We start from the raw sequence: 24,662 nt of genomic DNA on the forward strand, positions 1-24,662 counted from the left end.
AAAGCGGGCGATCCAGTACGCCGTGTCCGCGGTTCTCAGGAAACGCTCATCTAAACGGTGGCGGCTCCTTCGCCCTTCAACTTCGCCACCTCCGCCTCGAGCTCCGCGATCCTGGTATCGCGCATCGCCAGCGCCTCCGCGACATCACCGGCATCGAACTTCTGCGGAATGTGCTGCGGACAATTGGTGTCCCAGGCCTCGATCGTGAACAGGATCACCTGCTCGGGCCGCGCCTTGTAGCCTTTGGGCATCAGCGAGGCCGTGAGCGCGGCATCGTCCTCGACCACCCGCGCCGTGCCCCAGATCTTCACCCGGCGGCGATGCGCATAGTCCATGACGAAGATGTAGGCGCGCGGGTTCTCCGACAGATTGCCTTGGGTGATGTACTGCTTGTTCCCGCTGAAGTCCGCGAAGGCCAGCGTGCGGCTGTCGAGCACCTTCAGAAACCCCTTCGGTCCGCCGCGGTGCTGGATATAGGGCTGTCCGTCGGCCGATGCCGTGGCGAGATAGAAGCTCGTGGCCTCGGCGAGGCGGCCGGCGAGATCGGCATCGACCTCGTGGCGAAAGCCGCGGGTCTCCTCCACATGCGCATAGCTTTCCCGCGAGCCCTTGCGCGCCTGGATCGTCCTCGCGGCGGGTGAGAACATGACGTCGCCGGGCGTGCGGATGGTTGCCTGGGTCATCGCAATGACTCCTTGTCCTGCGGCAGTGCCGCTGTCACGCCAATATGGCCTCAACGCCCAACAGAAATAATCAGGCCAGTTGACACTGGATCATTGCAAATGCTGCAATGATGGAATGGACCGCATCGATGCCATGCAAGCGTTCGTCACCGTTGCCGAGCTGAACGGCTTCGCGCCGGCCGCGCGGCGGTTGAAGCTGTCGCCATCGGCGATCACGCGCCTGGTCGCCGGGCTCGAAGAGCACCTGGGAGTTCGCCTGCTGCAGCGCACGACGCGCTCGGTGACGCTGACCGATGCCGGCCGTCGCTATCTCGAACGCGTCAGGCGCATCCTGACCGATCTCGAGGAGGCCGAGCTCGCTGCCGCAAGCGAGCGCCTGCAGCCGGTCGGGCGACTGGTGGTCTCCGCGCCGGTCGGCTTTGGCCGCCTTCACGTCGGTCCTGTCATGGCGGCCTATCTCAGCCGATATCCGGAGGTCGCCGGCGAACTGCGGCTGGAAGACCGTCAGATCAATCTCGTGGACGATGGGGTCGATTGTGCCGTGCGCATCGGCCATCTCCAGGATTCCTCGCTGGTCGCCCGCCAGGTCGGCAGCATGCGGCGGATCGTGGTCGGCGCGCCCGCCTACTTCAAGGCGCATGGCGAGCCGCGGGCTCCGGAGGCGGTGGCGAAGCACCAGACGATTCAGTTCGGGCCTGCCGACGAATGGCAGTTCGTCAAGGAGGGCAGGGAGCTGCGGATCGCGGTCAGCCCTCGGCTCGTCACCAACAACGCCGATGCCGCGATCCAATATGCGGAGGCGGGCGGCGGCGTCACCCGGGTGATGGCCTATCAGGCCGCGGAGATGCTGCGGGCCGGCCGATTGAGGCGGGTGATGACGAAATTCGAGCCGGCGCCGGTCCCGATCCACATCGTGTTTCCGAGTTCACGCCTGCTCTCCGCCAAGGTGCGCGCCTTCGTCGACCTCGTCACCGAAACCTGCAATTGGCGCTTCGGCTGACACCGGCTGCGGGCCACACGTCCGTCATTCCGGGGCAAGGCCGAAGGCCTTGAACCCGGAATGACGGAGGTGTGGCGCGACGACGCCAATCCTGACGCGCAGGCGGACTGGCCCGGTCACTCCTTCTTCGGCACCACGCGAAACGTCGCATTCGCCCGCGCGATGACCGCGTCGTCGGCGAGCACAAGGCTCTGCGCGAAGCACACCGTGCGTCCGCTCTTGATGACGTCGCTCTCGACGCTGAGCCACTGTCCGATGCCGGCGCTGCCGATATAGTCGACGGCGAGGTTGATCGTGACCAGCGAGACCTCCCAGCCCAGCGCCTGGGCGCAGCTGTAGCCCATCGCATTGTCGGCGAGCGAGGCGATCAGCCCGCCATGGATCAGGCCGCGCGAATTGGTGTGCGGCATGGCCAGCCGCAGGCCGAGGATGACGGCCTTGTCGGTCCTCCTGGCGTAAAGCGGCTCCCAGGGATCGGTGAACGGGCTCTTGCGAAAATGCGGCTCGAAGCCGGCGGGAATGCTGCTCATGCAGGTCTCGATCGTTGCTGGCGATGTCGGCAGTCAACGACGTCCGCGCGTATTTTGCACCGCCTACAAAGTTTCAAACGTGTTTTGCGCCGATGTTTGAAACATGCGCGGCTGCGGCCGGCTGCGCACGATGTCGCAGGTCCGGCGGCAATTCCGTGGTGTGCCGATACAGCCCTGCAATTTCGGGTGCAGGCCAAATCCTTAACGTGTTAATGAATCGGCCATGCGCCTGCAACTTTCGTCTGCCAGACTTGCCTCTGCCGCGACGATCGGCTCCGCTCGGCGCGTGCAGCGGCGGCAGGCCTGCCGTCCCGCTTGCAATGATGGTTATATGCTATAACAATGAAGCAAAGGGCCCTCGAAGGCCCGCGATGGAAGGAGACGACCCCGATGAGGAAGACGCTTCTGGCGTTGGCGCTGGCTGCCGGTGTGACCACCCCCGCGCTCGCGCAGGACAAGACGTTCGATCTGAAGATTTCGCACTGGGTCCCTGCCAGCCATCCGCTGCAGAAGGCGCTGGAAGATTGGGCCGCGTCGGTCGAGAAGGCCTCCGGCGGCACCATCAAGGGCAAGGTGTTCCCGGCGCAGCAGCTCGGCAAGGCGTTCGATCATTACGACATGGCGCGCGACGGCATCGCGGATGTCACTTATGTGAATCCCGGCTATCAGCCCGGCCGCTTCCCGATCATCGGCGCCGGCGAGCTGCCGTTCCTGGTCTCCGACGCCAAGGGCGGCTCGGAAGGCCTCGACGCGTGGTACCGCAAATATGCCGAGAAGGAGATGAAGGACGTCAAATACTGCCTCGCCTTCGTGCATACGCCGTCGTCGCTGCATACGCGCACCAAGAAGGTGACGATGCCGGAGGATCTCAAGGGCATGAAGATCCGCCCCGCGGATGCGACGATCGCGAACTTCGTCACCCAGCTCGGCGGCACCAACGTGCAGTCGTCGGCGCCGGAAGTGCGCGACATCATCGAGCGTGGCGTCGCCGACGGCGTGTTCTTCCCGGCCGGCTCGCTGGTGCTGTTCGGCGTCGACAAGGTCACCAAATTCCACATCGACGCGCCGATGTATGTGACGACCTTCGTGTTCGTCATGAACAAGGACAAGTACAACCAGATGTCGGCGATGCAGAAGAAGGCGATCGACGACAACTGCAACACGGAGACCGCCGGCAAGGTCGGCGAGCCCTGGGGCAAGTTCGAGGATGCCGGCGTCGACAAGATCAAGGCGGAGTCAGGCCAGGAGGTCTACAAGCTGACGCCGGAGCAGACCGCGGCCTGGAAGAAGGCCTCCGAGCCGCTCTTCAAGACCTGGGCCGACGGCGTCAAGAAGACCGGTATCGACGCCGACGCCGCCATGACCGAGCTGAAGGCCTCGCTCGCCAAGTACAACGCGCTGGCGCAGTAGCTCTCATCGCATTCAACTGTTGCGCGGCGGACGGTGCGCCCCCTCTCCCCGTTCTTCACGGGGAGAGGGAGTTCACCGACAGCTGCGCAGCAGCTCGCTCCACACTCTGCGAGAAGCACCAAACTTTCTGGAACGGGGACGCCATGCAGCGCGCCTTCATGGATCGGATCATCGACGCGATCGAGTGGATCGCCGCGTTCTTCGTCGGCATCGTCGCGCTCGACATCTTCCTGTCGGTGCTGCTGCGCAACACGCTGAACTACGCGATCCCGGATTCGTTCGACATCGGCCGCATGCTGCTCGGCATCCTGATCTTCTGGGGCATCGCTGCGACATCTTACCGCGGCACCCACATCACGGTCGATCTCGTCTGGGGCAATGTCGGCCCGCGCCAACAGCGCTGGATCGACATCTTCGCCACCCTGGTGCTGCTGTTCGTCGTCACGGTGCAGACCTGGACCCTGTTCGACAAGGTGCGCGGCACCTATGAGGACAACGTCCTCACCTACGATCTGCACATGCCGACCTGGCCGTTCTTCGCCATTGCCTGGATCGGCGACGTCTCGGCGGTGCTGTTGATCGCCATCCGGACCTATCGCCTGATCTTCCATCCCGAGGAGATTCATGAACCTCACGTCAAGCCCACGGAGTAGGGCCGCATGAGCACGGATGCGGTCGCCGTCATCGGCTTCGTTGCCCTGTTCGCCCTGATGCTCTTGCGCGTGCCGGTCGGCATGGCGATGGGGCTCGTCGGCGTCTCCGGCTTCGCTTATCTCGTCAACGGCACGGCGGCGCTGAAGCTGGTCGGCCAGACCTCGATGCGCACGGTCACGGACTACACCTTCGGCGTCATCCCGATGTTCCTGCTGATGGGAACGTTCGTCTCCAACTCCGGCATGAGCCGCGAGCTGTTCCGCGCCGCCAACGGCTTCGTCGGCCATCTGCGCGGCGGCCTGGGCATCGCTACCGTGGCGGCCTGCGGCGGCTTCGCCGCGATCTGCGGCTCGTCGGTCGCGACCGCCGCGACGTTCTCCGCGGTGGCCTATCCGGAGATGCGCCGCTTCGGCTATCCGCAATCCTTCGCCACCGGCGTCATCGCCGCCGGCGGCACGCTCGGCGCCATGTTGCCGCCGTCCACCGTGCTCGCCGTCTACGGTATCATCACCGAGCAGGACATCGGCAAGCTGTTCATCGCCGGCATCATCCCGGGCCTGCTGGCGATGACCATGTACATGATCACCATCACGGTGATCGGCAAGGTCAGGCCGGACTTCCTGCCGAAGGGCGAGGCGCCGCCGTGGCGCGAGCGCATCGCGGGGCTGAAGGGCATCTGGGCGCCGGTGCTGCTGTTCCTGTTCGTGATCGGCGGCCTCTATGGTCTCCCATTCTTGCCGCGCTTCACGCCGACCGAGGCCGGCGGCGTCGGCGCCACCGGCGCGTTCCTGATCGGCGTGTTCACCGGCCGGCTGAACAAGGAGAAGATCCTGGCCTCGCTGCTGCAGGCGACGCGCACCGCGGCGGCCGTCTTCACCGTGCTGATCGGCGCGCTGATCTTCGGCTACTTCCTCACGGTGACGCAGACGCCGCAGAAGGTGACGGAATTCCTCACCGGCCTCGGCCTCGGCCCCTACGGCGTGCTGGCGCTGATCATGGTGATGTATCTCGTGCTCGGCTGCCTGATGGACGCCATGGCGATGATCATTCTCACCGTGCCGATCATCTTCCCGGTGATCTCGCATCTCGGCTTCGATCCGATCTGGTTCGGCGTCATCATCGTGATGACTGTCGAGCTCGGCCTGATCCATCCGCCGGTCGGCATGAACGTCTTCGTGATCAAATCCGTGGTGAAGGACGTGTCATTCTCGACGATCTTCAAGGGCGTGCTGCCCTTTGTCGCCACCGACCTGATCCGCCTGGTGATCCTGATCGCCTTCCCGCTGCTCGCCACCTGGCTGCCGCAACAGATGATGAACCGATGACCGCGCCCGTTCTCGAAACCCGCTATGTCTTCACCCTCACCGTGATGATCGGCGCCGTCACCTCGGCCGGCGAGACCGGCATCGGCGTGCGCCGGATCATCCCGATCCATGGCGGCGAGGTGAAGGGCCCCGGCCTGAACGGCGAGGGCGTCAGCGGCCGGATCTGCGATTTCGGCGCCGACTTCCAGGTCATCCGGCCGAGCGAGCTGATCGACCTCGAAGCCAAATACGGCTTCGAGACCGACGACGGCGCGACGATCTATGTCGAGAACCGCGGCATCCGCTTCGGGCCGATCGACCTCTTGCAGAAGCTCAAGCGCGGCGAGCCGGTGGAGCCTGCGCTGATCTACTTCCGCACCCACCCGCGCTTTGAGACCGGCCATGACAAATATCGTTGGCTGATGGAGCACGTCTTCGTCGGCTCCGCCGCCAGGCATGCCGATCGCGTCATCATCGACGTGCATGTGGTGCTGTAGGTCGGGCTGTCTGCCTCACACTCCCTCATTGCGAGCGCAGCGAAGCAATCCAGGGCCGGGGCGGGACTTAAGATTGCGTCTTGGCGGATGTCATCGGGCCGCGCTTTGCGCGGACCCGTTGGCTGCTCGCAATGACGATGTCAGCGCGAGATATCGCTCCGACCACCGCTGTCGTCCCTGCGAACGCAGGGACCCATACCGCGGAATCCATCGGTAAGGCGCCACTGTCAGTCATCGTCCCATTCGGGCCGGTGGTTATGGGTCCCTGCGTTCGCGGGGACGACAGCGAAATATGAGGCTGACGGTTTTGCCTGACCGACAGCGCTGCGAACGGCAGGACGTCCGGACGCCATGGCGTAGTGCCGGGCTATCCGGACGTCAGAAATCCCCCGAGACCGACGCTTAATCCTCGTCGTCCCAATCCGACACCCGGCCGTAGCCGCCGTGGTCGCAATTGCGATAGCGGGGAGCCGGCGTGTAGCGGTAACCCTCATAGCCATAACCGTCATACGCCGCGTCGCGATAGTGGGAGCGGTATTGGTATTGCGGCCGGTATTGGTATTGCGAGCGGTACACCGGAGCCGGCTCATAGGCTTGCGCTTCCGACGCGATGGCGCCGCCGACGAGGGCGCCGACCAGGAGACCGCCGATGAGCGCCGCGTTGCGGCCGTCATGCGCCTGGGCCGGCGCCGCGCCGGCGAGCAGGGTAGCGGTTACGGCAAGCGCGGCGACGCCGCCGGCGAGAGATGTCTTCAGCGAAACCATGGTCCCCTCCATTGGGAAGTTTGGTGACGGGAGACGTTCTACGCGGTGGGCTTTGAAGCGGTGCTGAATGTGATGTTGTCGGCCGTTCATGTGCCCCACCGAGCTGGCTGGAGGTGAGCAAGACATTTCGCCTTCGTCCAGGGCAGGCCTTGGCGGCCAGCCGGGGTTCGACGAGCGCGAAGGTGCTGTGGGCGACGCTGTCGGCCCAAAACATTGGTGTCGTCCCTGCGAACGCAGGGACCCATAATCCCGGTCACCTATTGGGATACGAAGCTGGTCCGGCAGCTTGCCTCACAACATCTCCCTGGGGTTATGGGTCCCTGCGTTCGCAGGGACGACAGCGGAGGACTGCGAGGCGCCGGTAGGCGACATCCGGCGTATTCGATAAAAAATAAATATGTTGCGGTTTGTCGGAATTCATGGTTCACTTCCGCCATCCCGTCCCAAGCCGAGGGGCGTTGCGCGCGATCGTCACGACACGCGGGGCGGGGAGCGGTGGCCGCGATCATGTTGCAGCGTGAGTGAGATCTCGCGCGGACGAACGGCATGGCGCGGACGTGAAGTCGCAGCGTGCTGGCACCCCGATGCTGGTGCTACGTTCGCGACGGCGCTTGCGCGCCGCGCGGGCAATGGTGGCCAACAAGCCCGGCGCACCAGGCAGACTGCGTATAAGCGTGAAAACCATCGCGCAGGGAAGGCCGGGCGTTCTCCGGCTGCACCTGTGGTACCTGCTGCCTGCATTTGTGTTAGCAGGCGGGCCGCAGGCGTCAGTCGGCGCCTGGCCTTCCCTGCGCCCTCTGCACGAGAGCGTGAACGCGAGCGGATGAACGATCAGCAAGCCCCGGGCGCGAATTCGCCGCGGGAATGCCGCATCATGTCATTTGCCTTTGCGTCGATGCGCCTTACGATGCGGCCTGCGCGCCTCATGTAGTTCATGCGAGGCACCGCTCATTTTGCATTGCACAACACGTTGTCCGGCGCCGCTTATTGACTCCTGGCAAGATCGTTATAAAACATAACTATTCTGAACAGGACACAATCGAACGATGGGAAACGCCGACACCACGCCAGCGGGCGATCCGTCGCTGCTGCAGATCGAACAGCAGGGCGCCGTCCTGACCATCGGGCTCAACCGGCCCGCCAAGCGCAACGCGCTGAATGACGGCATCATCCTCGCGATCGGCGAGTGCTTCACCAGCCTGCCCGATGATATCCGCTGCGTCGTGATCCACGGCCTCGGCGACAATTTCTCCTCCGGCCTCGATCTCTCCGAACTGCGCGAGCGCGACGCCACCGAAGGCCTGGTGCATTCGCAGATGTGGCACCGCGTGTTCGACCGCATCCAATATTGCCGTGTGCCGGTGATCGCCGCGCTGAAGGGCGCCGTCATCGGCGGCGGCCTCGAGCTCGCCTGCGCCGCGCATATCCGCGTCGCCGAGCCCTCGGCCTATTTCGCGCTGCCCGAGGGCCAGCGCGGCATCTTCGTCGGCGGTGGCGGCTCGGTGCGGCTGCCGCGCCTGATCGGCGTCGCCCGCATGATGGACATGATGCTGACCGGCCGCGTCTATTCCGCGACCGAAGGCTCGTCCTATGGCTTCGCGCAATACCTCGTCGAAGCCGGCGCGGCGACGACCAAGGCGCTGGAACTCGCGGCCAAGATCGCCAATAACGCGCCGCTGACGAATTTCGCAGTGCTGCAGGCGCTGCCGATGATTGCGGAAGCCAATCCGCAGACCGGTCTCTTGATGGAATCGCTGATGGCCACCGTCGCGCAGAGCGACAAGGAGGCCAAGGGCCGCATCCGCGCCTTTCTCGATCACAAGACAGCCAAAGTGAAGCCGACGTGACATGACCGCGCAAACAACAAAAATCACACAGGGAGGAACGGACAGCACGGCGCGGAGCGCCAGTGTTCATCCGTTGCGCGCCATCTCCTTCAATGATCCCGTCGTCGACGTCGAGCGCCGCGACGACGGCACCATCTATCTCCGGCCGACGCGTCCGCTCGGCGACTTTCCGCAGCGGATCACCGATCGGCTGCATCACTTCGCCAAGGAAACGCCGGAGCGCGTGTTCATGGCCGAGCGCGTCGGCCCCGAAGGCTGGCGCGAGCTGAGCTATGGCACCTTGCTGGCGGCAAGCCGGCATATCGCCTCCGGCCTGCTCGCCCGCGGCCTGTCGCCGGACCGCCCGGTGATGATCCTGTCCGGCAATTCGATCGACCACGCGCTAGTCGCGTTCGGCTCGCTCTATGCCGGCGTGCCGTTCTGCCCGGTGTCGCCGGCCTATTCGCTGGTGTCGCGCGATTACGGCAAGCTCGCCTACCTGATGAAGCTGCTGACGCCGGGTCTCGTCTTCGTCGACGACGCCGACAAGTTTGCCGACGCGCTGATCGCCAACGCGCCGGAAGGCACCGAGATCGTCGCATCCTTCGGCGAAGTCCCGGGCCGCAAGATCACGATGCTGTCGGAGCTGATCGCCTCGCCGCTGTTCGCCGGTCTCGATGCTGTCCATGACAAGATCGGCCCGGACACGATCGCGAAATTCCTGCTGACCTCGGGCTCGACCGGCAATCCCAAGGCCGTCATCAACACCCAGCGCATGATCTGCGCCAACCAGGTGATGATCCGCGAGACGCTCGCCTTCCTGAAGGACGAGCCGCCCGTCATCGTCGACTGGCTACCGTGGAACCACACCTTCGGTGGCAACCACAACATCGGTCTCACGCTGTTCAACGGCGGCTCGATGTATCTCGACCAGGGCAAGCCGGTGCCCGGCGGCATCGAGGAGACCGTGCGCAACCTGCGGGAGATCTCGCCGACGGTCTATTTCAACGTCCCCAAGGGCTACGAGTCGCTGCTGCCCTATTTCCGCGAGGACCCCAATCTGCGGAAGACGTTCTTCCGCCGGCTGCATGCGATGTTCTTCTCCGGCGCCGCGCTCGCGCCGCACGTCTGGAACGAGCTCGACGAGCTCTCCGTGGCCGAAACGGGGTATCGCGTGCCGATGCTGACGGGACTCGGCTCGACCGAGACCGCGCCGTTCTTCATGTCGGTCAATCCGCGCACCAGCCGCTCCGGCCATGTCGGCCTTCCCGTGCCAGGCAACGAGGCCAAGCTCGTGCCGAACAACGGCAAGATGGAAGTGCGCGCCAAGGGCCCGAACGTGACGCCCGGATATTGGCGTCTTCCCGAAGTCTCGGCCGCCGCCTTCGACTCCGAGGGCTACTACCAGATGGGCGACGCGCTGAAGCCCGCCGATCCCAACGACTTCAATGCCGGGTTCGATTTCGACGGCCGCGTCGCCGAGGACTTCAAGCTGGCGTCGGGCACCTGGGTGTCGGTCGGCCCCTTGCGCGCGCGCTTCGTCGCGGCCTGCGCACCGCTGGCGCGCGACGTCATCATCGCCGGCATCAACCGCGACGAGATCGCGGCCATCGTCGTGCTCGACCTCGACGGCTGCCGCCTGATCAACGCGACATTGCCGTTCGATGATCTCGCCGAAACCGCGTCGGATCCGCTGATCGTGGCCGCGTTCCGCGAGCGCTTCACGAAATTCCTGAAGACCGCGACCGGCTCCTCGACGCGGATCACGCGCGCGGTGCTGCTCGGCCTGCCCTTGTCGATCGACAAGGGCGAGGTCACCGACAAGGGCTCGATCAACCAGCGCGCCGTGCTGGAGAACCGCAAGGACCTGATCGAGCGCATCTACGCGTCGACACCGGACGACGACATCATCATCGCCGGCTGATCAACGAAATAAGGGAGAGACGACATGTTGTTGAAGGATCAGGCCGCCATCGTCACCGGCGGCGCCTCGGGCCTCGGCGCCGCCACCGCCCGCAAGCTCGCCTCGCAGGGCGCCAAGGTCGCCGTGTTCGATCTCAATGCCAAGCTGGCGGAGGAGGTCGCGGCCGAGATCAAGGGCGTTCCGGTGATCTGCGACGTCTCCGATGCCGCGGGCGCGGAAGCCGCCGTCGCCAAGGCGGTCGAGGCGCTCGGTCAGCAGCCGCGCGTGCTGGTCAACTGCGCCGGCATCGGCGTCGCCAAGCGCGTCGTCGGCCGTGACGGCCCGATGGCGCTGTCGGATTTCGAGAAGGTCATCAAGGTCAACCTGATCGGCTCGTTCAACATGCTGCGCCTGGCCACCAACGGCATGACCAAGCTGGAGCCGCAGGCGACCGGCGAGCGCGGCGTCGTCATCAACACCGCGTCCGTCGCAGCCTATGACGGCCAGATCGGGCAGTCGGCCTATTCGGCGTCGAAGGGCGGCATCGTCGGTATGACCCTGCCGATCGCCCGCGAGCTCGCGCAGTTCGGCATCCGCGTGTTGACCATCGCGCCCGGCCTGTTCCTGACCCCGCTGCTCGCCAATTTGCCGCAGGAAGCCCAGGACTCGCTGGCCGCCGCGATCCCGTTCCCCCGCCGCCTCGGCGATGCCTCCGAGTTCGCCGCGCTGGCGCTGCACATGGTCGAGAACCCCTATCTCAATGGCGAAGTCGTCCGCCTCGACGGCTCGCTCCGCATGGCGCCGAAGTGAGAATTCATCATTGCGAGGAGCGAAGCGACGAAGCAATCCAGAGTCCCGATGGGACCCTGGATTGCTTCGCTTCGCTCGCAATGACGGAGAGAAACGTAGGGTGGGCAAAGCGCAGCGTGCCCACCGCCGCTGGAAATGGTGGGCACGGCGCTGAGCGCCTTTGCCCACCCTACGGACCGCCATCGGCGATGCAGTGAGGCTTCCAAGACATGTTCGTCAACCGTCGCGACGTGCAAATCCAGTGGGGTGACTGCGATCCCGCCAATATCGTTTACTACCCGCGCTACTTCGCGATGTTCGATGATGCAACCTCGGTCATGTTCGAGGCGGCCGGCTTCTCCAAGCAGGACATCGTCCGCCGCTACGGGCTGGTCGGCATCCCCATGGTTGACACCCGCGCCAAGTTCTACATCCCCTCGACCTATGGCGACTGGATCACGATCGAAAGCCGGGTCGAGAGCATCAAGCGCTCGTCCTTCGACGTCACCCACAAGGTGTTCAAGGGCGAGGCGCTTGCGATCGAGGGTTTCGAGACGCGGGTGCTGGTCGGGCGCGATCCGGCCGATCCGGACAAGTTGAAATCGGCGCCATTTCCGGAGGAGATGCGGGCGAAATTCCTCGGCGAATGAGGCGAAGGAATGGGTGCGACACGCGGCGGTCTTAAGGATGTTCAGCTGTCGTGCTTTGGTCGGATGGAGAGGCGTGATCTTCTCGTGTTCAATGCTATGATCACGGTTGAACACATGATCGGCCGGCCCAACTGGAAGGCGCCCTGGTTGAGGGCGGAACTGCAAACAGGATCGGCGGATCACGAGCTGAACCGAAAAGATTGAGGGAGGATTTGATGAGGAAGGCCTATCTGGCTGCGGCTGGCGTCATTGCGATGCTGGCGTCGGCGCCGGCGCTGGCGCAGACCAGCGAGATCACCATCGGCATCACCACGACCACGACGGGTCCGGGCGCAGCCCTCGGTATCCCCGAGCGCAACGCGCTGGAATTCGTGCCGAAGGAGATCGGCGGCGTACCGCTGAAGGTGATCGTGCTCGATGACGGCGGCGATCCGACCACGGCGACCACCAACGCCCGCCGCTTCGTGACGGAGTCGAAGGCCGACATCATCATGGGCTCGGCGCTGACCCCGCCGACCATCGCGGTGTCCAACGTCGCCAACGAAGCCGGCATTCCGCATTTCGGCCTGGCGCCGTTCCCGGTCACCCCTGAGCGCACCAAATGGTCGGTAGTGATGCCGCAGCCGGTGCCGATCATGGGCAAGGTGCTCTACGAGCACATGAAGGCGCACAACATCAAGACCGTCGGCTATATCGGCTATTCCGATTCCTACGGCGATCTCTGGTTCAACGATCTCAAGAACCAGGCCGTGCCGATGGGCATCACCATCGCCGACGAGGAGCGCTTCGCGCGTCCCGACACGTCGGTGACCGGCCAGGTGCTGAAGCTGGTCGCCGCCAATCCCGACGCGATCCTGGTCGGCGCTTCCGGCACCGCGGCGGCGCTGCCGCAGACCGAACTGCGCGAGCGCGGCTACACCGGTCTGATCTATCAGACCCATGGTGCGGCGAGCATGGACTTCATCCGCATCGCCGGCAAGGCGGCGGAGGGCGTGATCATGGCCTCGGGCCCGGTGATGTCGCCGGAAACGCAAGATGACAGCGCGCTGACCAAGAAGCCCGGCCTCGAGCTCAACAAGGCCTATGAGGCCAAGTACGGCCCGAACAGCCGCAGCCAGTTCGCCGGTCACTCCTTCGACGCGTTCGAGATCCTCAAGCGCGTCATCCCGGTGGCGCTCAAGACCGCGAAGCCCGGCACGCCGGAGTTCCGCGAGGCGATCCGCCAGGCGCTCCTGAGCGAGAAGGATCTCGCGGCCTCGCAGGGCGTCTACAACTTCACCGAAAAGGATCGCTCGGGCCTCGACGACCGCGCCCGCATCATCCTGACCGTGAAGGACGGCAAATACGTTCCCGCGAAGTGAGCGAACGGACCATAGCTTCGTTTGAGAAAGGCCGGCTCGGTGAGCCGGCCTTTCGGCCATCTGGACGGAGCGTTTCTTTTTCTCGGAGGCCTGCGATGATCTTCGCCCCCACCGGCGCCACCCGGCTCCACATCATCATCGGCGATCCGATCGCGCAGGTGCGCGCGCCGGCCGGTGTCAGCGAAGCCTTCGCGGATCGCGAGAGCGACGCGATCCTGGTGGCTGTGCAAGTCGCGTCGGCCGATCTCGCCGACTTCCTGGCGACAATGACGCGGGTGAAGAATCTCGATGGCATCGTCGCCACGATCCCGCACAAATTCGCCTGCTACCGCGCTTGCGTCACGGCGACCGAGCGCGCGCACTTCATCGGCGCCGTGAACCTGATGCGGCGTGGTGCGAACGGCCGTTGGCATGGCGACATGGTCGACGGCCTCGGCTTCGTCGGCGCGGCGAAGGCGGCAGGCTTTGATCCGGCCGGTGTTCGCGCCTTGCAGATCGGGGCCGGCGGCGCCGGTTCGGCTATCGCGCTGGCCCTGATCGACGCCGGCGTGCGCGAGCTCGCCATTCACGACAGCGATGCAGGCCGTCGCGATGCCCTGATCGCGCGCCTCAACGAGCGCGGCAAAGGCCGCGCGGTCGTCGGCAGCACTGACGCGGATGGATTTGACATGGTCGCGAATGCGAGCCCGGCGGGCATGCAGTCCAGTGATCCCCTGCCCATCGACATGGCGACCGTCAGCCCGTCAGCCTATTGCGGCTGCGTCATCACCAAGCCGGAGGTGTCGCCGTTCATCGCCGCTGCACGAGAGCTTGGCTGCCTGACGGCGACCGGCATCGACATGTACCGGGCGCTGGAGCGTGTGATGGTCGACTTCCTGCTGTCGAAGGAGGCACCATCCTGAGACGGCGCCGTCCCATCCAGCTGTCCGGCTCAGCTCGCCGCCGTCTCGGCAAAGCCGAGATAGCTCGCCGCGACGCGCTGGTCGGTCGCGATTTCCGAGGCTTTGCCGCTCAGCACGAACTCGCCGAGCTCCATGACATAGGCGCGGTCGGCGACCTTGAGCGCGGCCTTGGCGTTCTGTTCGACCAGCAGCACCGAGACGCCTTCCTCGCGCAGCTTGGCGACGATCTCGAAGATGCCGGCGACGATGATCGGAGCGAGGCCGAGGCTGGGCTCGTCGAGCATCAGCATCTTCGGCGAGCCCATCAGCGCGCGGCCCATCGCCAGCATCTGCTGCTCGCCGCCGGACAGCGTGCCGGCGAGCTGCTTGCGCCGCTCCTTCAGCTTAGGGAACAGCGTGTAGACGTGCTCGAAGCCGCGCGCCGCATGCGCTTTCGACATTCTGAAGGCCCCAAGCTGCAGATTGTCCTCGACGTTCATGGTCGCGAACAGCTCGCGATGCTCCGGCACCAGGCAGAGGCCGCGCGCGACGCGGTCCTCGATCTCGTAGCGGGCCAGGTCCTCGCCCAGGAAGGAGACGCGGCCCTTGAGCGGGAACACGCCCATGATGGCGCTGAGCAGAGTTGTCTTGCCGGCGCCGTTGGCGCCGATGATGGTGACGATCTCGTTCTCCACCACGGTGAGCGAGACCGAGCGGACCGCCTCGACCTTGCCGTAGGAGACGTGAGCGTCGGTGACTTCCAGCAGGGTGCTCATGCGGCGGCTCCGAGATACGCCTTGATCACCTCGGGATTGGTCTTGATCGCGGCTGGTGTGCCCTCGGCGATCTTGGTGCCGAAATCGAGCACCACGATGCGGTCGGCGAGATCCATGACGAAGCCCATGTCGTGCTCGACAAGCAGCACCGACATGCCGCCGGCGCGCAGATCGCGCAGCAGCGCGCCGAGGCGCTGCTTCTCCATGTGGCGCAGGCCGGCGGCGGGCTCATCGAGCAGCAGCAGCATCGGATCGACGCACAGCGCGCGGGCGATCTCGACGATGCGTTGCTGGCCCAGGGACAGGGAGCCGGCGAGCTGGTGCATCTGGTCGCCGAGGCCGACGCGCTCGATCTGCCGCGCGGCTTCCGCGAGCAGCCTGGCCTCGTCGGCGCGGTCGAGCCTGAACATGCTGGACAGCGCGCCGGAATGGCCGCGCAGATGCGCGCCGATCGCGACGTTCTCGAGCACGGTCATGTCGGGCACCAGCTTGACGTGCTGGAAGGTGCGGGAAATGCCGAGCTTGACGACGTCCTGCGGCGGCGCGTTGCCGACGGCCTTGCCGAGCACCGAGATGTTGCCGGAGGTCGGCGGCAGCACGCCGGTGATCAGATTGAAGGTCGTGCTCTTGCCGGCGCCGTTCGGCCCGATCAGCGCGACGATCTCGCGCGCCTGGACGTCGAACGAGACATTGTTGACCGCGACCACGCCGCCGAACTGTTTGCGGGCGTTGTCGACCTGCAAGAGCACGCTCGGCGTGCCCGCGGAGCGCTCGCGGGACGGCAGCTTGATCGTGGTGTCCGGCTTCTTGGCGGCAGGCTTGAACGGCAGCCGCGCCGTCAGCCACGGCCACAGGCCGGTCGGTGCGAGCTGCAGCAGGGTGACGAGCAGGATGCCGAACACGATGGTCTCGAGCTGGCCCTCGCCATGCAGCAGAAGCGGGAGATAGCTTTGCAGCACCTCCTTCAGGATCACGACGATCGCCGCACCGAGCACGCCGCCCCAGACATAACCGGCGCCGCCGACCACGGCGACGAACAGATATTCGATGCCGGCCTGGGCACCGAACGGCGTCGGGTTCACGGCGCGGGTGAAGTGCGCATAGAGCCAGCCGGACAGGCCGGCGAGCACGGCCGCGTAGATGAACACCAGGAGCTTGGCGCGCGGCGAATACACGCCGAACGCTTCGGCAGCGATGTGGCCGCGGCGCAGCGCGCGGATGGCGCGGCCGGTGCGGGAGTCCAGCAGATTCATCGTCAGCAGGGCCGCGATTAGCACGGCGGCCCAGATCGCGAAATAGATCGTGCCGGGATCGAGCATCTTGAGGCTGCCGATCGACAGCGGCGGGATGCCGGAGACACCGTCGTTGCGGCCGAGAAAGGCGAGCTTGCTGAAGAGATAATAGAGGCCGAGACCCCAGGCGAGCGTGCCGAGCGGCAGGTAGTGACCGGACAGCCTGACCGTGACGAGGCCGAGCAGCACGGCAGCGACACCCGACACCAGCAGCGACAGCGGCAGTGTCAGCCACGGCGAGACGCCATACTGCGCCGACAGCACCGCGGTCGTGTAGGCGCCGAAGCCGACGAAGGCAGCCTGGCCGAACGAGGTGAGGCCGCCGACACCGGTCAGCAGCACCAGACCCATCGCCACCAGCGCGGACAGGCCGATATTGTCGAGCAGCACGATCCAGAACGGCGGCATGCCCGGGATGAACGGGATCGCCGCGACGAGGACGGCAAAGATGATGAGAGGCCAACGCTCGCGCACGGCTCAATCCTTCTCTTCTTCGACCGCGGGCGCGGCGAGCGAACGCAGCAGCAGGACCGGGATCAGCAGTGTGAAGACGATCACTTCCTTGAAGTTCGAGGCGTAGAACGAGGAGAACGCCTCGACGATGCCAACGACGATCGCGGCCACGGCGGTCAGCGGATAGCTGATGAGACCGCCGATGATCGCGGCGATGAAGCCCTTCAGGCCGATCAGGAAGCCGGTGTCGTAATAGAGCGTCGTGATCGGGACGATCAGGATGCCGGAGAGCGCGCCGATGGTGGAGGCCAGCAGGAACGCGATCTGGCCGGACAGCGTGGTGCGGATGCCGACCAGGCGGGCGCCGAGCCGGTTGACGGCGGTGGCGCGCAGCGCCTTGCCGTACAAGGTCAAGCCGAAGAACAGCCAGAGGCCGATGATGAACGCAACGGTGATGCCGTAGACCGCCATGCCCTGGCCGGTGAAGCGGAGCGAGCCGAGCGTTGCGCTGGCGGTCAGGAGCGTCGGGCCGCGCTGCCCTTCGGCGCCGAAGAACAACAGGCCAAGGCCCTGCAGCGCGAGGTGGACGCCGACCGAGGCGATCAGCAGCACCAGCACCGAGGTGTGGGCGAGCGGCTGGAATACGATGCGGTACAGCGACAGGCCGATGCTCGCCACGATCATCAGCGACAGCACCAGGCTGACGCCCGCTGGCATGCGTTGGTCGGCAGCCCACATGCTGGCGAGCAGTACGACGACCGGAAAGGCGACGTGAAGGGCGAAGGCGCGCGCGATCTTTGGCGCGTGCAGCGTCTTGCGCATCGCATAGAGGTCAAAGGCAAAGGCGACGAGGCCGATCACGACCGCAAGCTTGGCGGTCCCGGGCATGCGGCCGGCGGCAAGCGAGGCGTAGGTGAGCGCGCCGTAGGTGACGAATTCGCCCTGCGGGATGAGGATGACGCGCGTGACGGCGAATACCAGCACCAGCGCCAGCCCGAGCAGGGCGTAGATCGCGCCGTTGGTAATGCCGTCCTGCAACAGGAACAGCAAGATCGTTGTGTTCAAGACAGGACGCTCCCCCTCAATGGTGACCGCACGCCGCGGGGTGCCTTGCGCCCGCGGCTGGTCGGAGCAGTTGAATGGCTGCCCGTGTTTGATATAGTGGATAACAATTATCGAATATAATCTCAAGGCCGCTGTTCCGGCTGCGGCATTCGAGACCGAGGGATGGAAGCAGAGATGAATTTGGCGGACCGCGATGTCCGATAGCGCCAAGCCCGTCAGCAAGCGCGACAGCCGCCGGGAAGCTGCCGTAGCCGTCGAGGAGACGCAAGCGGTCCAGCTCGGCGAGCTCTCGGATCTGCTCGGCTATGTGCTGAAACGGGCGCAGTTGAAGGTGTTCGAGGACTTCCTGCGCTGCGTTGCACCCTTGCAGCTGACGCCCGCGCAGTTCTCGGTGCTGCTGCTGCTCGACGCCAATCCCGGCCGCAACCAGACCGAGATCGCCAACACGCTCGGCATCCTCCGGCCCAACTTCGTATCGCTTTTGGACAGCCTGGAAGGCCGCGACCTCTGCATCCGCGTCCGCTCGGCCAATGACCGGCGCTCCCACATCCTGCTCCTCACCGAGAAGGGCAAGGGCGTGCTCGCCCGCGCCAAGAAGCTGGTGATGTCGAAGCACGAGGCGCGGCTGAACGAGCTGCTCGGCCCGGATGGGCGCGAGACGCTGCTGGCGATGCTGACCAAGATCGCGGAGGAGTTCTGAAGGGGTGGCGCCCTCACTCGACCAGGATCACCCTGACGTCGTTGACGTTGGTCAGCGTCGGGCCGGTCTGCAGCAGACCGCCGGTGGCCGCGAAGAAGGCGGTGGCGTCGTTGTTGGCGAGATAGGCCGGCGGATCGAGCTTCTGGACCCGCATCGCCGCGATGACCTCGGCATCGACCAGCGCGCCGGCCGGATCGGAGGCGCTGCCGCCGCCGCCATCGGCGCCGTCGGTGTCGCCGGCCAGCGCCGCGACGCCGTCCATGTCCTGGAGCAGGTCGGCGAGCGCGAGCGCATATTCCTGGTTCGGCCCGCCGCGGCCCTGGCCGCGGACGGTCACCGTGAGCTCGCCGCCGGAAATGATCGCCATGCGGCGGCCGAGCGAACGGGCCTCGCGTGCCAGCTTGGCGTGATCGGCGGCGACCTCTCGGGCCTCGCCTTCGAGATCGGCGCCGAGGTCGAGCACGTCGTAGCCGGCGGCCTTCACGGCGGCCACGGCAGCCGCGAGCGAGCTCGCCGGGCGCGCGATCAGCTCGAACGAGGCGCGGGCGAAGGCGGGGTCGCCGGGCTTGCAGCTCTCATTGGCGGCATCGTCGAGCGCCCGCGCGATCGCCGGGTCGACCTCAAGCCTGTATTTGGCGACGATCGCGCGGGCATCCGCCAGCGTCGTCGGATCCGGCACCGTCGGCCCGGAGGCGATGGCGGAGGGATCGTCATGCGGTACGTCGGAGATCGCCAGCGTGACGATCTCGGCCTTCTGACCCGCCCGCGCCAGCCGACCGCCCTTGATCCGCGACAGATGCTTGCGGACGATGTTCATCTCGCCGATCGGCGCGCCCGAGCGCAGCAGCGCCCGCGTCAGCTGCTGCTTCTGCGCGAAGCTGACGCCATGCGCCGGCGCGACCCAGTTGGCGGAGCCGCCGCCGGAGATCAACACCAGCATCAGATCGTCGGCTTGGGCGGTCGCCGCCAATTGCAGGGTGTCGTCGGCGGCCTTCAGTCCGGCCTCGTCCGGCATCGGGTGGCCGGCCTCGATCACCTTGACGCGGCGGGTCGGCACGCCATGGCCATGGCGGGTGGTCGCAATGCCGACGAGCTTCGCCGGATCGACCCCCAGCGTGTCCAAGTAATGTCGCTCCGCCGCCACCGCCATCGCCGCCGCGCCCTTGCCAGCGGCGAGGCAGATGATCCGTCCCTTGGGCGACGCCGGCAGGAACGCAGGCAGCACCACGTCGGGATGGGCCGCGGCGACGGCGGCGTCGAAGATGGCACGCAACAGTGGACGGCGGTCGATCATCGAATTCCTGCAAGGCTGGAGGCGTCTCGTCTCCTTAGCCCGGCCAAGATGAAGAAGGCAAACCCCGCAGGTCGAGCCTGCGGGGCCATGTTCGCGCCGGCCGCCGGCGCCTCAGCCGCCGACGTCGGCCGAGATCACGTCGCCGAACAGCTCCCACTTGTCCCCTTGAAGCGCATGAGCTGCAGCTGGCTGACGGGCGCGAAGTCTGTCGCCGACGTATTGATGCTGATGCCCGGCAGCAGCATCTCGGTGCGGAAGTTGCGCAAGCTCGCTGCCTGCTTCATGACGTTCTCGCGGGTGAGATCGTCGCCGCACTGCTTCAACACCTGCACCAGGGTCTGCGCCACGCCGTAGCCGACGACGGCACCGCCATCGAGCTTGTCACCTTCCGGGAAGTCCTTGGCCATGAAGTCCAGGAACTGCTTCATCCCGGCATCGTCCTTCCACTGCGGGTCGGAGACGTCCTTCAGATAGGCTGCCGAGATGATGTCCTGCGAGTTCTCGTAGCCGGCCGGCTTCAGCACGCTGCCGACCGAGGCCGAGACGTTGTTGAGGAGGTGCAGCGCCTTCCAGTCGATCTCCTTGACCTTCTTGATCGCCTGCGCGGCGAATTTCGGCGTCGTGATGTTCATGAAGACGTCGGCGCCGGTCGACTTCAGCTTGACGATATGGCTGTCGATCGTCGGCTCCGTGGTCTCATAGCTCTCCTCCATGACGATCATGCTCGCCGCCTTGGCGCCGAGCCCGTCCTTGAGGCCCTTGAGATAGTCCTTGCCGTAATCGTCGTTCTGATACAGTACGGCGATCTTGGCGTCGGGCTTCTCCTTCAGGAGATATTTGGCGTAGATCCGCGACTCCGCCTGATAGCTCGGCTGCCAGCCCATGGTCCACGGGAAGTTCGACGGGTCGTTCCACTTGGTGGCGCCGGTCGCGACGAACAGCTGCGGCACCTTCTTGGCATTCATGTACTTCTGAATCGCGCTGTTCGACGGCGTGCCGAGCGAGTTGAAGATCAGCAGGACCTCGTCACTCTCGACCAGCTTGCGCGCCTGCTCGACGGCCTTCGGCGGCGAATAAGCGTCGTCATAGGAGATGAAGTTGATCTTGCGGCCGTTGATGCCGCCCTCGGCGTTGATCTTCTTGAAGTAGGCAGCCTCCGTCTTGCCGATGATACCGTAGGCCGAGGCCGGCCCGCTATACGGCATGATGTTGCCGATCTTGATCTCGGTATCGGAGGTGCCGGTGTCGTATTTCTTGTCGGCGGCGAATGCGCCTGACGAGGCGAGGACGATGGCGGCGACCGAGGCGAGGGCGGCTCTGCGCGTGATCATCATTGTGCGTGTCTCCCGTGTTGCTCTGGATGATGTGTCATGGCCTCCTTGGTGGAGGCTCTCTTTGTGACCGGGAAACTATAGCAGAGCCGGTGCGGCGCGGCTGCGACATCGCGGCACGGGCCATGGTTTCGCGGTCTGCCCAACCGTTGGTCTGTTGTGCAACTGCGAGGGGTAACGCAATCTCTGCGGGATCTTGCCTTGCAACAACAGCCTGAAATGACGGGCCGGTGTTCATTCACCGTTGCGAAGGGAAGCTGCGCGCATGAAAAAGCCCTCCGTGCCGGTAGCACGGAGGGCCAGTGTAGATCGGCATCGCTTTCTGCGGCGATGCACGATGGCTCGCTTCTTCGGTTACTCGACGGCGCCGCTGATGGCCTCGCCGAACAGCTCCCACTTCTCGCCCTTGAACCGCATCATCTGCAGCTGCTCGATCGGGGCGAAGTCGGTGGCCGAGGTGTTGATCTTGACGCCGGGCAGCAGCGTGTCCGGCGCGAAATCCTTCAGGCTCGCGGCCTGCTTCATGACGTTGGCGCGGGTGAGGTCGTCGCCGCACATCTGCAGCACCTTCACCAGCGTCTGCGCGGCGCCGTAGCCATAGACGGTCGAGCTGTCGAGCTTGTTGGCATCGGGCGCGTACTGCGCGAGGAAGTCGAAGAACTTCTTCATGCCGGGATCATTGTCCCACTGCGCATCGGCGGCGTCCTTGGCGTAGGCGGCCGAGAGAATGCCCTGCGCGTTCTCGAAGCCCGCCGGCTTGATCACGCTGCCGACCGAAGCCGAGACGTTCACCACCAGATGCAGCGGATGCCAGTCGATCTCGGCGAGCTTCTTGATCGCCTGCGCCGCGAATTTCGGCGTGGTGACGCTGAAGAAGGTATCTGCGCCGGAAGCCTTCAGCTTGACGATATGGCCGTCGATCGACGGTTCGGAGGTCTCGTAGCTCTCCTCCATCACGATCATCGACGCAGCCTTGTCGCCGAGACCGTCCTTGAGGCCCTTCAGATAGTCCTTGCCGAAATCGTCGTTCTGGAACAGCACGCCGATCTTGGCGCCGGGCTTCTCCTTGAGCAGGTACTTCGCATAGATACGGCCCTCGCTCTGGTAGCTCGGCTGCCAGCCCATGGTCCAGGGGAAGTTCTTGGGATCGTTCCACTTGGTGGCGCCGGTCGCGACGAACAGCTGCGGGATCTTCTTGCCGTTGAGATATTTCTGGATCGCCGAGTTCGACGGCGTGCCCAGCGGGTTGAAGACGACCAGGACCTCATCGCTCTCGACCAGCTTGCGAACCTGCTCCACGGCCTTCGGCGGCGAGTAGGCGTCATCGTAGGTGACGAAGTTGATCTTGCGGCCGTTGATGCCGCCCTCGGCGTTGATCTTCTTGAAATAGGCCTCCTCGGTCTTTCCGATCACGCCGTAGGCAGACGCGGGTCCGCTGTAGGGCATGATGTTGCCGATCTTGATCTCGGTATCGGATGCGCCGGTGTCATACTTCTTCTGGGCGAGTGCCGCGCCCGACGTGAGGGCGATGACCGCCGTCGCGAGGGCGGCGATACGTAGTTGTTGAACGACCTGCAAGAATTCCTCCTTAGTTCTTCCTGAGTTTGCCGAGCAGCTGCTGGGCCACCATCGCCACCTGCCGCGAACCGTGCGGCACGAGGAAGATGACGAGGAACAGCAGCACGCCGAACACCGCGCCCGACAGGCCCTTGGAGATGCCTTCGGCGATATTGGGGACGAAAATGATGAAGGCGGCGCCCACGAAAGAGCCGGGCAGCCAGCCAACGCCGCCGACGACCATGCCGAGGAACAGCGAGATCGCGAGCACGATCGTGTAGCTGTCGGGCGCGACGAACTGCACCGCGATGGCACCGAGCCCACCGGCCACGCCGGTGATGCCGGCACTGACGCCGAACGCCAGCGTCTTGTAGGTCGCCACGTCGATGCCCATGGCTGAGGCGGCGATCTCATTGTCACGGATCGCCATGAAGGCGCGGCCGGAGCGCGAGCGCAGCAGGTTCACCGAGAAGATGTAGATCGCGATCGTGATCGCGAGCGTAAAGTAGTAAAGCCACATATCTTGCGACATCGGCAGGCCGAACGGCGCATCGGGCTTGGTGACGACGAGGCCCTGCACGCCGCCGGTCCAGTGCTCGAAGAAGCCGAGCTTGAGGATCTGGGGCATCGCTGTGGCGAGTGCGAAGGTGGCGAGCGCGAGATAGACGCCGGACAGCCGCAGCGCCGGCTGTCCGAACAGGAAGCCGAAGCCGAAGCAGATGACGCCCGCGATCGGCAGGGTCAGCGCATAGTTGACGTTGTATTGCTCCATCAGGATCGCAGACGTGTAAGCGCCGACGGCGTAGAACGCGCTCTGCCCAAGCGAGAACTGTCCGGAGCCGCCGGTCAGGATGTTCAGCGCCAGCACGGCCAGGCCATAGATCAGGAGCATCGTCATCTGGAAGATGATGAAGTTCTTGACGAACAGCGGAACGATTAGAAGCAGAAGCACGACGACGAAGGTTGTGCCCGAGCTCAGTGTCATGGCCCGCTTCGGAACGGCCTCGACCGCGGGCGCCTGGGATGCGATTTCCTCGACTGCGCTCATGATCAGACTCGCTTCACGATGTTGCGACCGAACAGGCCGGCGGGTTTGATGACCAGGACCGAGATGATCAGCGCCAGCGCGATCGGCAGCTTCATCTCATTGCCCACGTGTGGGATGTAGGTGCCGGCGAGGTTCTCGAAGATGCCCACCAGGAAGCCGCCGAGCACGGCGCCGAACGGGCTGGTGAGGCCGCCGAGCACCGCCGCGGCAAATCCGTAGATCAGCACGCCGCCCATCATGTTGGGCTCGAGGAACACCACGGGCGCGATCAGCATGCCGGCGATCGAGCCGATCGCCGCCGCCATGCCCCAGCCGAGCGCAATCATCCAGGACGTGTTGATGCCGACCAGCCGCGCGGATTCAGGGAGCGCTGCTGCCGCCCGCATGGCGAGGCCGACGCGGGTGTACTGGAAGAAGAAGTACAGCCCGACCAGGAGAAGAAGCGTAATGCCGATCATGCCCGCCTGGTGGGTCGAGATCAGCTGGCTGCCCAGAAACGGCGAGGAGCCGAACGGGGTCGGATATTGCTTGATCGTGAAGTCCCAGATCAGTCCGGCGCAGGAGTTGATGATCGAGAACAGCGCGATGAAGCCGGCGACCTGGGTCAGGATCGGTGCCTTGGCGAGCGGCTTGAACAGCACGCGCTCGATCGCGATGCCGCCGATAAAGGAGAACGCGAGCGTGACGACGAAGGCCGCCCAATAGGGCAGGCCCCATTGCATCAGCTGCCACGAGATGAATGTCGAGAACATCGCCATCTCGCCCTGCGCGAAATTGAGATGGTCGATGGCCTGGTAGATCATCACGACGGCGAGCGCCATGCAGGCATAGATCGCGCCGGTCGCGATACCGGCCAGGACCTGGTTGGTGAAAAGCTCCATTGTCCTGACTCC

23 protein-coding genes and 1 pseudogene are annotated in these 24,662 nt (G+C 65.1%); 13 read left to right on the forward strand and 11 right to left on the reverse strand.

The annotated features are described in order from the left end of the window. Window positions 1–50: 50 nt before the first annotated feature. Window positions 51–683 (reverse strand): pyridoxamine 5'-phosphate oxidase family protein, encoded by a 633-nt coding sequence (locus BRADO_RS04440; protein WP_011924120.1) that lies wholly within the window; start codon window positions 681–683, stop codon window positions 51–53. A gap of 115 nt (window positions 684–798) precedes the next feature. Between BRADO_RS04440 and BRADO_RS04445 the strand changes: the two genes are divergently transcribed. Next, on the forward strand, window positions 799–1,683 hold the full coding sequence (locus BRADO_RS04445; protein ID WP_011924121.1) for a LysR family transcriptional regulator: 885 nt from the start codon (window positions 799–801) through the stop codon (window positions 1,681–1,683). Between the two features lie 116 nt (window positions 1,684–1,799). Here the strand turns inward: BRADO_RS04445 and BRADO_RS04450 are convergent, their stop codons facing one another. After that, window positions 1,800–2,213: a PaaI family thioesterase gene (locus BRADO_RS04450; protein WP_011924122.1), complete on the reverse strand. Its 414-nt coding sequence runs from the start codon at window positions 2,211–2,213 to the stop codon at window positions 1,800–1,802. A gap of 390 nt (window positions 2,214–2,603) precedes the next feature. On the opposite strand from BRADO_RS04450, the gene BRADO_RS04455 reads away from it, so the two are divergent. From BRADO_RS04455 to BRADO_RS04470, 4 genes are all read left to right on the forward strand, one after another. Continuing rightward, the gene (locus BRADO_RS04455; protein ID WP_041756091.1) at window positions 2,604–3,623 is read left to right on the forward strand and encodes a TRAP transporter substrate-binding protein; all 1,020 of its coding nucleotides are present in this window, start codon (window positions 2,604–2,606) and stop codon (window positions 3,621–3,623) included. Between the two features lie 143 nt (window positions 3,624–3,766). Next, on the forward strand, window positions 3,767–4,276 hold the full coding sequence (locus BRADO_RS04460; protein ID WP_011924124.1) for a TRAP transporter small permease: 510 nt from the start codon (window positions 3,767–3,769) through the stop codon (window positions 4,274–4,276). A 6-nt stretch (window positions 4,277–4,282) separates the two neighbouring features. After that, window positions 4,283–5,602 carry a TRAP transporter large permease gene (locus BRADO_RS04465; RefSeq protein ID WP_011924125.1) on the forward strand — a complete coding sequence of 440 codons (1,320 nt, stop codon included), beginning with the start codon at window positions 4,283–4,285 and terminating at the stop codon, window positions 5,600–5,602. Beyond that, on the forward strand, window positions 5,599–6,078 hold the full coding sequence (locus BRADO_RS04470; RefSeq protein ID WP_011924126.1) for a DUF3237 domain-containing protein: 480 nt from the start codon (window positions 5,599–5,601) through the stop codon (window positions 6,076–6,078). Before BRADO_RS04465 ends, BRADO_RS04470 begins: the two co-directional genes overlap by 4 nt. A 402-nt stretch (window positions 6,079–6,480) precedes the next feature. Here BRADO_RS04470 and BRADO_RS04475 read toward each other — a convergent pair whose 3' ends face one another. Further along, a complete protein-coding gene (locus tag BRADO_RS04475; protein WP_011924127.1) occupies window positions 6,481–6,843 on the reverse strand; it encodes a hypothetical protein in 363 nt (120 codons plus the stop codon). 1,046 nt (window positions 6,844–7,889) lie between these two features. Between BRADO_RS04475 and BRADO_RS04480 the strand changes: the two genes are divergently transcribed. From BRADO_RS04480 to BRADO_RS04505, 7 genes are all read left to right on the forward strand, one after another. Beyond that, window positions 7,890–8,690: a crotonase/enoyl-CoA hydratase family protein gene (locus tag BRADO_RS04480; RefSeq protein ID WP_011924129.1), complete on the forward strand. Its 801-nt coding sequence runs from the start codon at window positions 7,890–7,892 to the stop codon at window positions 8,688–8,690. Window position 8,691: 1 nt separating this feature from the next. Next, complete coding sequence (locus tag BRADO_RS04485; RefSeq protein ID WP_011924130.1) at window positions 8,692–10,593, forward strand: feruloyl-CoA synthase; 1,902 nt, start codon at window positions 8,692–8,694, stop codon at window positions 10,591–10,593. Between the two features lie 24 nt (window positions 10,594–10,617). After that, window positions 10,618–11,382: an SDR family NAD(P)-dependent oxidoreductase gene (locus BRADO_RS04490; RefSeq protein ID WP_011924131.1), complete on the forward strand. Its 765-nt coding sequence runs from the start codon at window positions 10,618–10,620 to the stop codon at window positions 11,380–11,382. 209 nt (window positions 11,383–11,591) lie between these two features. Continuing rightward, entirely contained in the window at window positions 11,592–12,011 is a 420-nt protein-coding gene (locus BRADO_RS04495; protein ID WP_011924132.1) for a thioesterase family protein, read from the forward strand. A 9-nt stretch (window positions 12,012–12,020) separates the two neighbouring features. Then, entirely contained in the window at window positions 12,021–12,215 is a 195-nt protein-coding gene (locus BRADO_RS34905; RefSeq protein ID WP_157872515.1) for a hypothetical protein, read from the forward strand. 11 nt (window positions 12,216–12,226) lie between these two features. Beyond that, on the forward strand, window positions 12,227–13,372 hold the full coding sequence (locus BRADO_RS04500) for an ABC transporter substrate-binding protein (protein ID WP_041756092.1): 1,146 nt from the start codon (window positions 12,227–12,229) through the stop codon (window positions 13,370–13,372). A gap of 95 nt (window positions 13,373–13,467) precedes the next feature. Next, entirely contained in the window at window positions 13,468–14,274 is an 807-nt protein-coding gene (locus BRADO_RS04505) for a shikimate dehydrogenase (RefSeq protein WP_011924134.1), read from the forward strand. A gap of 29 nt (window positions 14,275–14,303) precedes the next feature. Here BRADO_RS04505 and BRADO_RS04510 read toward each other — a convergent pair whose 3' ends face one another. From BRADO_RS04510 to BRADO_RS04520, 3 genes are read right to left on the reverse strand one after another with little or no spacing between them, the layout of a single operon-like run. Then, window positions 14,304–15,029 (reverse strand): ABC transporter ATP-binding protein, encoded by a 726-nt coding sequence (locus BRADO_RS04510; RefSeq protein WP_011924135.1) that lies wholly within the window; start codon window positions 15,027–15,029, stop codon window positions 14,304–14,306. Beyond that, window positions 15,026–16,795: an ATP-binding cassette domain-containing protein gene (locus BRADO_RS04515; protein WP_011924136.1), complete on the reverse strand. Its 1,770-nt coding sequence runs from the start codon at window positions 16,793–16,795 to the stop codon at window positions 15,026–15,028. The genes BRADO_RS04510 and BRADO_RS04515 overlap by 4 nt, the downstream gene beginning before the upstream one ends. Before the next feature lie 3 nt (window positions 16,796–16,798). Next, the gene (locus tag BRADO_RS04520) at window positions 16,799–17,839 is read right to left on the reverse strand and encodes a branched-chain amino acid ABC transporter permease (RefSeq protein WP_041756093.1); all 1,041 of its coding nucleotides are present in this window, start codon (window positions 17,837–17,839) and stop codon (window positions 16,799–16,801) included. Between the two features lie 193 nt (window positions 17,840–18,032). On the opposite strand from BRADO_RS04520, the gene BRADO_RS04525 reads away from it, so the two are divergent. Beyond that, window positions 18,033–18,539 carry a MarR family winged helix-turn-helix transcriptional regulator gene (locus BRADO_RS04525; protein WP_011924138.1) on the forward strand — a complete coding sequence of 169 codons (507 nt, stop codon included), beginning with the start codon at window positions 18,033–18,035 and terminating at the stop codon, window positions 18,537–18,539. A 13-nt stretch (window positions 18,540–18,552) separates the two neighbouring features. Here BRADO_RS04525 and BRADO_RS04530 read toward each other — a convergent pair whose 3' ends face one another. From BRADO_RS04530 to BRADO_RS04550, 5 genes and pseudogenes are all read right to left on the reverse strand, one after another. Further along, window positions 18,553–19,833, reverse strand: a complete 1,281-nt coding sequence (locus BRADO_RS04530; RefSeq protein WP_011924139.1) for a glycerate kinase — start codon at window positions 19,831–19,833, stop codon at window positions 18,553–18,555. A 111-nt stretch (window positions 19,834–19,944) separates the two neighbouring features. After that, a pseudogene (locus BRADO_RS04535) lies at window positions 19,945–21,167 on the reverse strand (ABC transporter substrate-binding protein). A 351-nt stretch (window positions 21,168–21,518) separates the two neighbouring features. Continuing rightward, a complete protein-coding gene (locus tag BRADO_RS04540) occupies window positions 21,519–22,742 on the reverse strand; it encodes an ABC transporter substrate-binding protein (protein ID WP_011924141.1) in 1,224 nt (407 codons plus the stop codon). A gap of 10 nt (window positions 22,743–22,752) precedes the next feature. Further along, window positions 22,753–23,769 carry a branched-chain amino acid ABC transporter permease gene (locus BRADO_RS04545; protein WP_011924142.1) on the reverse strand — a complete coding sequence of 339 codons (1,017 nt, stop codon included), beginning with the start codon at window positions 23,767–23,769 and terminating at the stop codon, window positions 22,753–22,755. Between the two features lie 2 nt (window positions 23,770–23,771). After that, window positions 23,772–24,650, reverse strand: a complete 879-nt coding sequence (locus BRADO_RS04550; RefSeq protein WP_011924143.1) for a branched-chain amino acid ABC transporter permease — start codon at window positions 24,648–24,650, stop codon at window positions 23,772–23,774. Between the last annotated feature and the right edge of the window lie 12 nt (window positions 24,651–24,662).

The organism is Bradyrhizobium sp. ORS 278 (assembly GCF_000026145.1).
Taxonomy (GTDB): Bacteria; Pseudomonadota; Alphaproteobacteria; order Rhizobiales; family Xanthobacteraceae; genus Bradyrhizobium.

Excerpts from the sequence above, each read along its gene's own strand:
- BRADO_RS04440 (WP_011924120.1), bottom strand. The coding sequence starts at position 683 with ATGACCCAGGCAACCATCCGCACGCCCGGCGACGTCATGTTCTCACCC.
- BRADO_RS04445 (WP_011924121.1), top strand. The coding sequence starts at position 799 with ATGGACCGCATCGATGCCATGCAAGCGTTCGTCACCGTTGCCGAGCTG.
- BRADO_RS04450 (WP_011924122.1), bottom strand. The coding sequence starts at position 2,213 with ATGAGCAGCATTCCCGCCGGCTTCGAGCCGCATTTTCGCAAGAGCCCG.
- BRADO_RS04455 (WP_041756091.1), top strand. The coding sequence starts at position 2,604 with ATGAGGAAGACGCTTCTGGCGTTGGCGCTGGCTGCCGGTGTGACCACC.
- BRADO_RS04460 (WP_011924124.1), top strand. The coding sequence starts at position 3,767 with ATGCAGCGCGCCTTCATGGATCGGATCATCGACGCGATCGAGTGGATC.
- BRADO_RS04465 (WP_011924125.1), top strand. The coding sequence starts at position 4,283 with ATGAGCACGGATGCGGTCGCCGTCATCGGCTTCGTTGCCCTGTTCGCC.
- BRADO_RS04470 (WP_011924126.1), top strand. The coding sequence starts at position 5,599 with ATGACCGCGCCCGTTCTCGAAACCCGCTATGTCTTCACCCTCACCGTG.
- BRADO_RS04475 (WP_011924127.1), bottom strand. The coding sequence starts at position 6,843 with ATGGTTTCGCTGAAGACATCTCTCGCCGGCGGCGTCGCCGCGCTTGCC.
- BRADO_RS04480 (WP_011924129.1), top strand. The coding sequence starts at position 7,890 with ATGGGAAACGCCGACACCACGCCAGCGGGCGATCCGTCGCTGCTGCAG.
- BRADO_RS04485 (WP_011924130.1), top strand. The coding sequence starts at position 8,692 with ATGACCGCGCAAACAACAAAAATCACACAGGGAGGAACGGACAGCACG.
- BRADO_RS04490 (WP_011924131.1), top strand. The coding sequence starts at position 10,618 with ATGTTGTTGAAGGATCAGGCCGCCATCGTCACCGGCGGCGCCTCGGGC.
- BRADO_RS04495 (WP_011924132.1), top strand. The coding sequence starts at position 11,592 with ATGTTCGTCAACCGTCGCGACGTGCAAATCCAGTGGGGTGACTGCGAT.
- BRADO_RS34905 (WP_157872515.1), top strand. The coding sequence starts at position 12,021 with ATGGGTGCGACACGCGGCGGTCTTAAGGATGTTCAGCTGTCGTGCTTT.
- BRADO_RS04500 (WP_041756092.1), top strand. The coding sequence starts at position 12,227 with ATGAGGAAGGCCTATCTGGCTGCGGCTGGCGTCATTGCGATGCTGGCG.
- BRADO_RS04505 (WP_011924134.1), top strand. The coding sequence starts at position 13,468 with ATGATCTTCGCCCCCACCGGCGCCACCCGGCTCCACATCATCATCGGC.
- BRADO_RS04510 (WP_011924135.1), bottom strand. The coding sequence starts at position 15,029 with ATGAGCACCCTGCTGGAAGTCACCGACGCTCACGTCTCCTACGGCAAG.
- BRADO_RS04525 (WP_011924138.1), top strand. The coding sequence starts at position 18,033 with ATGTCCGATAGCGCCAAGCCCGTCAGCAAGCGCGACAGCCGCCGGGAA.
- BRADO_RS04530 (WP_011924139.1), bottom strand. The coding sequence starts at position 19,833 with ATGATCGACCGCCGTCCACTGTTGCGTGCCATCTTCGACGCCGCCGTC.
- BRADO_RS04545 (WP_011924142.1), bottom strand. The coding sequence starts at position 23,769 with ATGAGCGCAGTCGAGGAAATCGCATCCCAGGCGCCCGCGGTCGAGGCC.
- BRADO_RS04550 (WP_011924143.1), bottom strand. The coding sequence starts at position 24,650 with ATGGAGCTTTTCACCAACCAGGTCCTGGCCGGTATCGCGACCGGCGCG.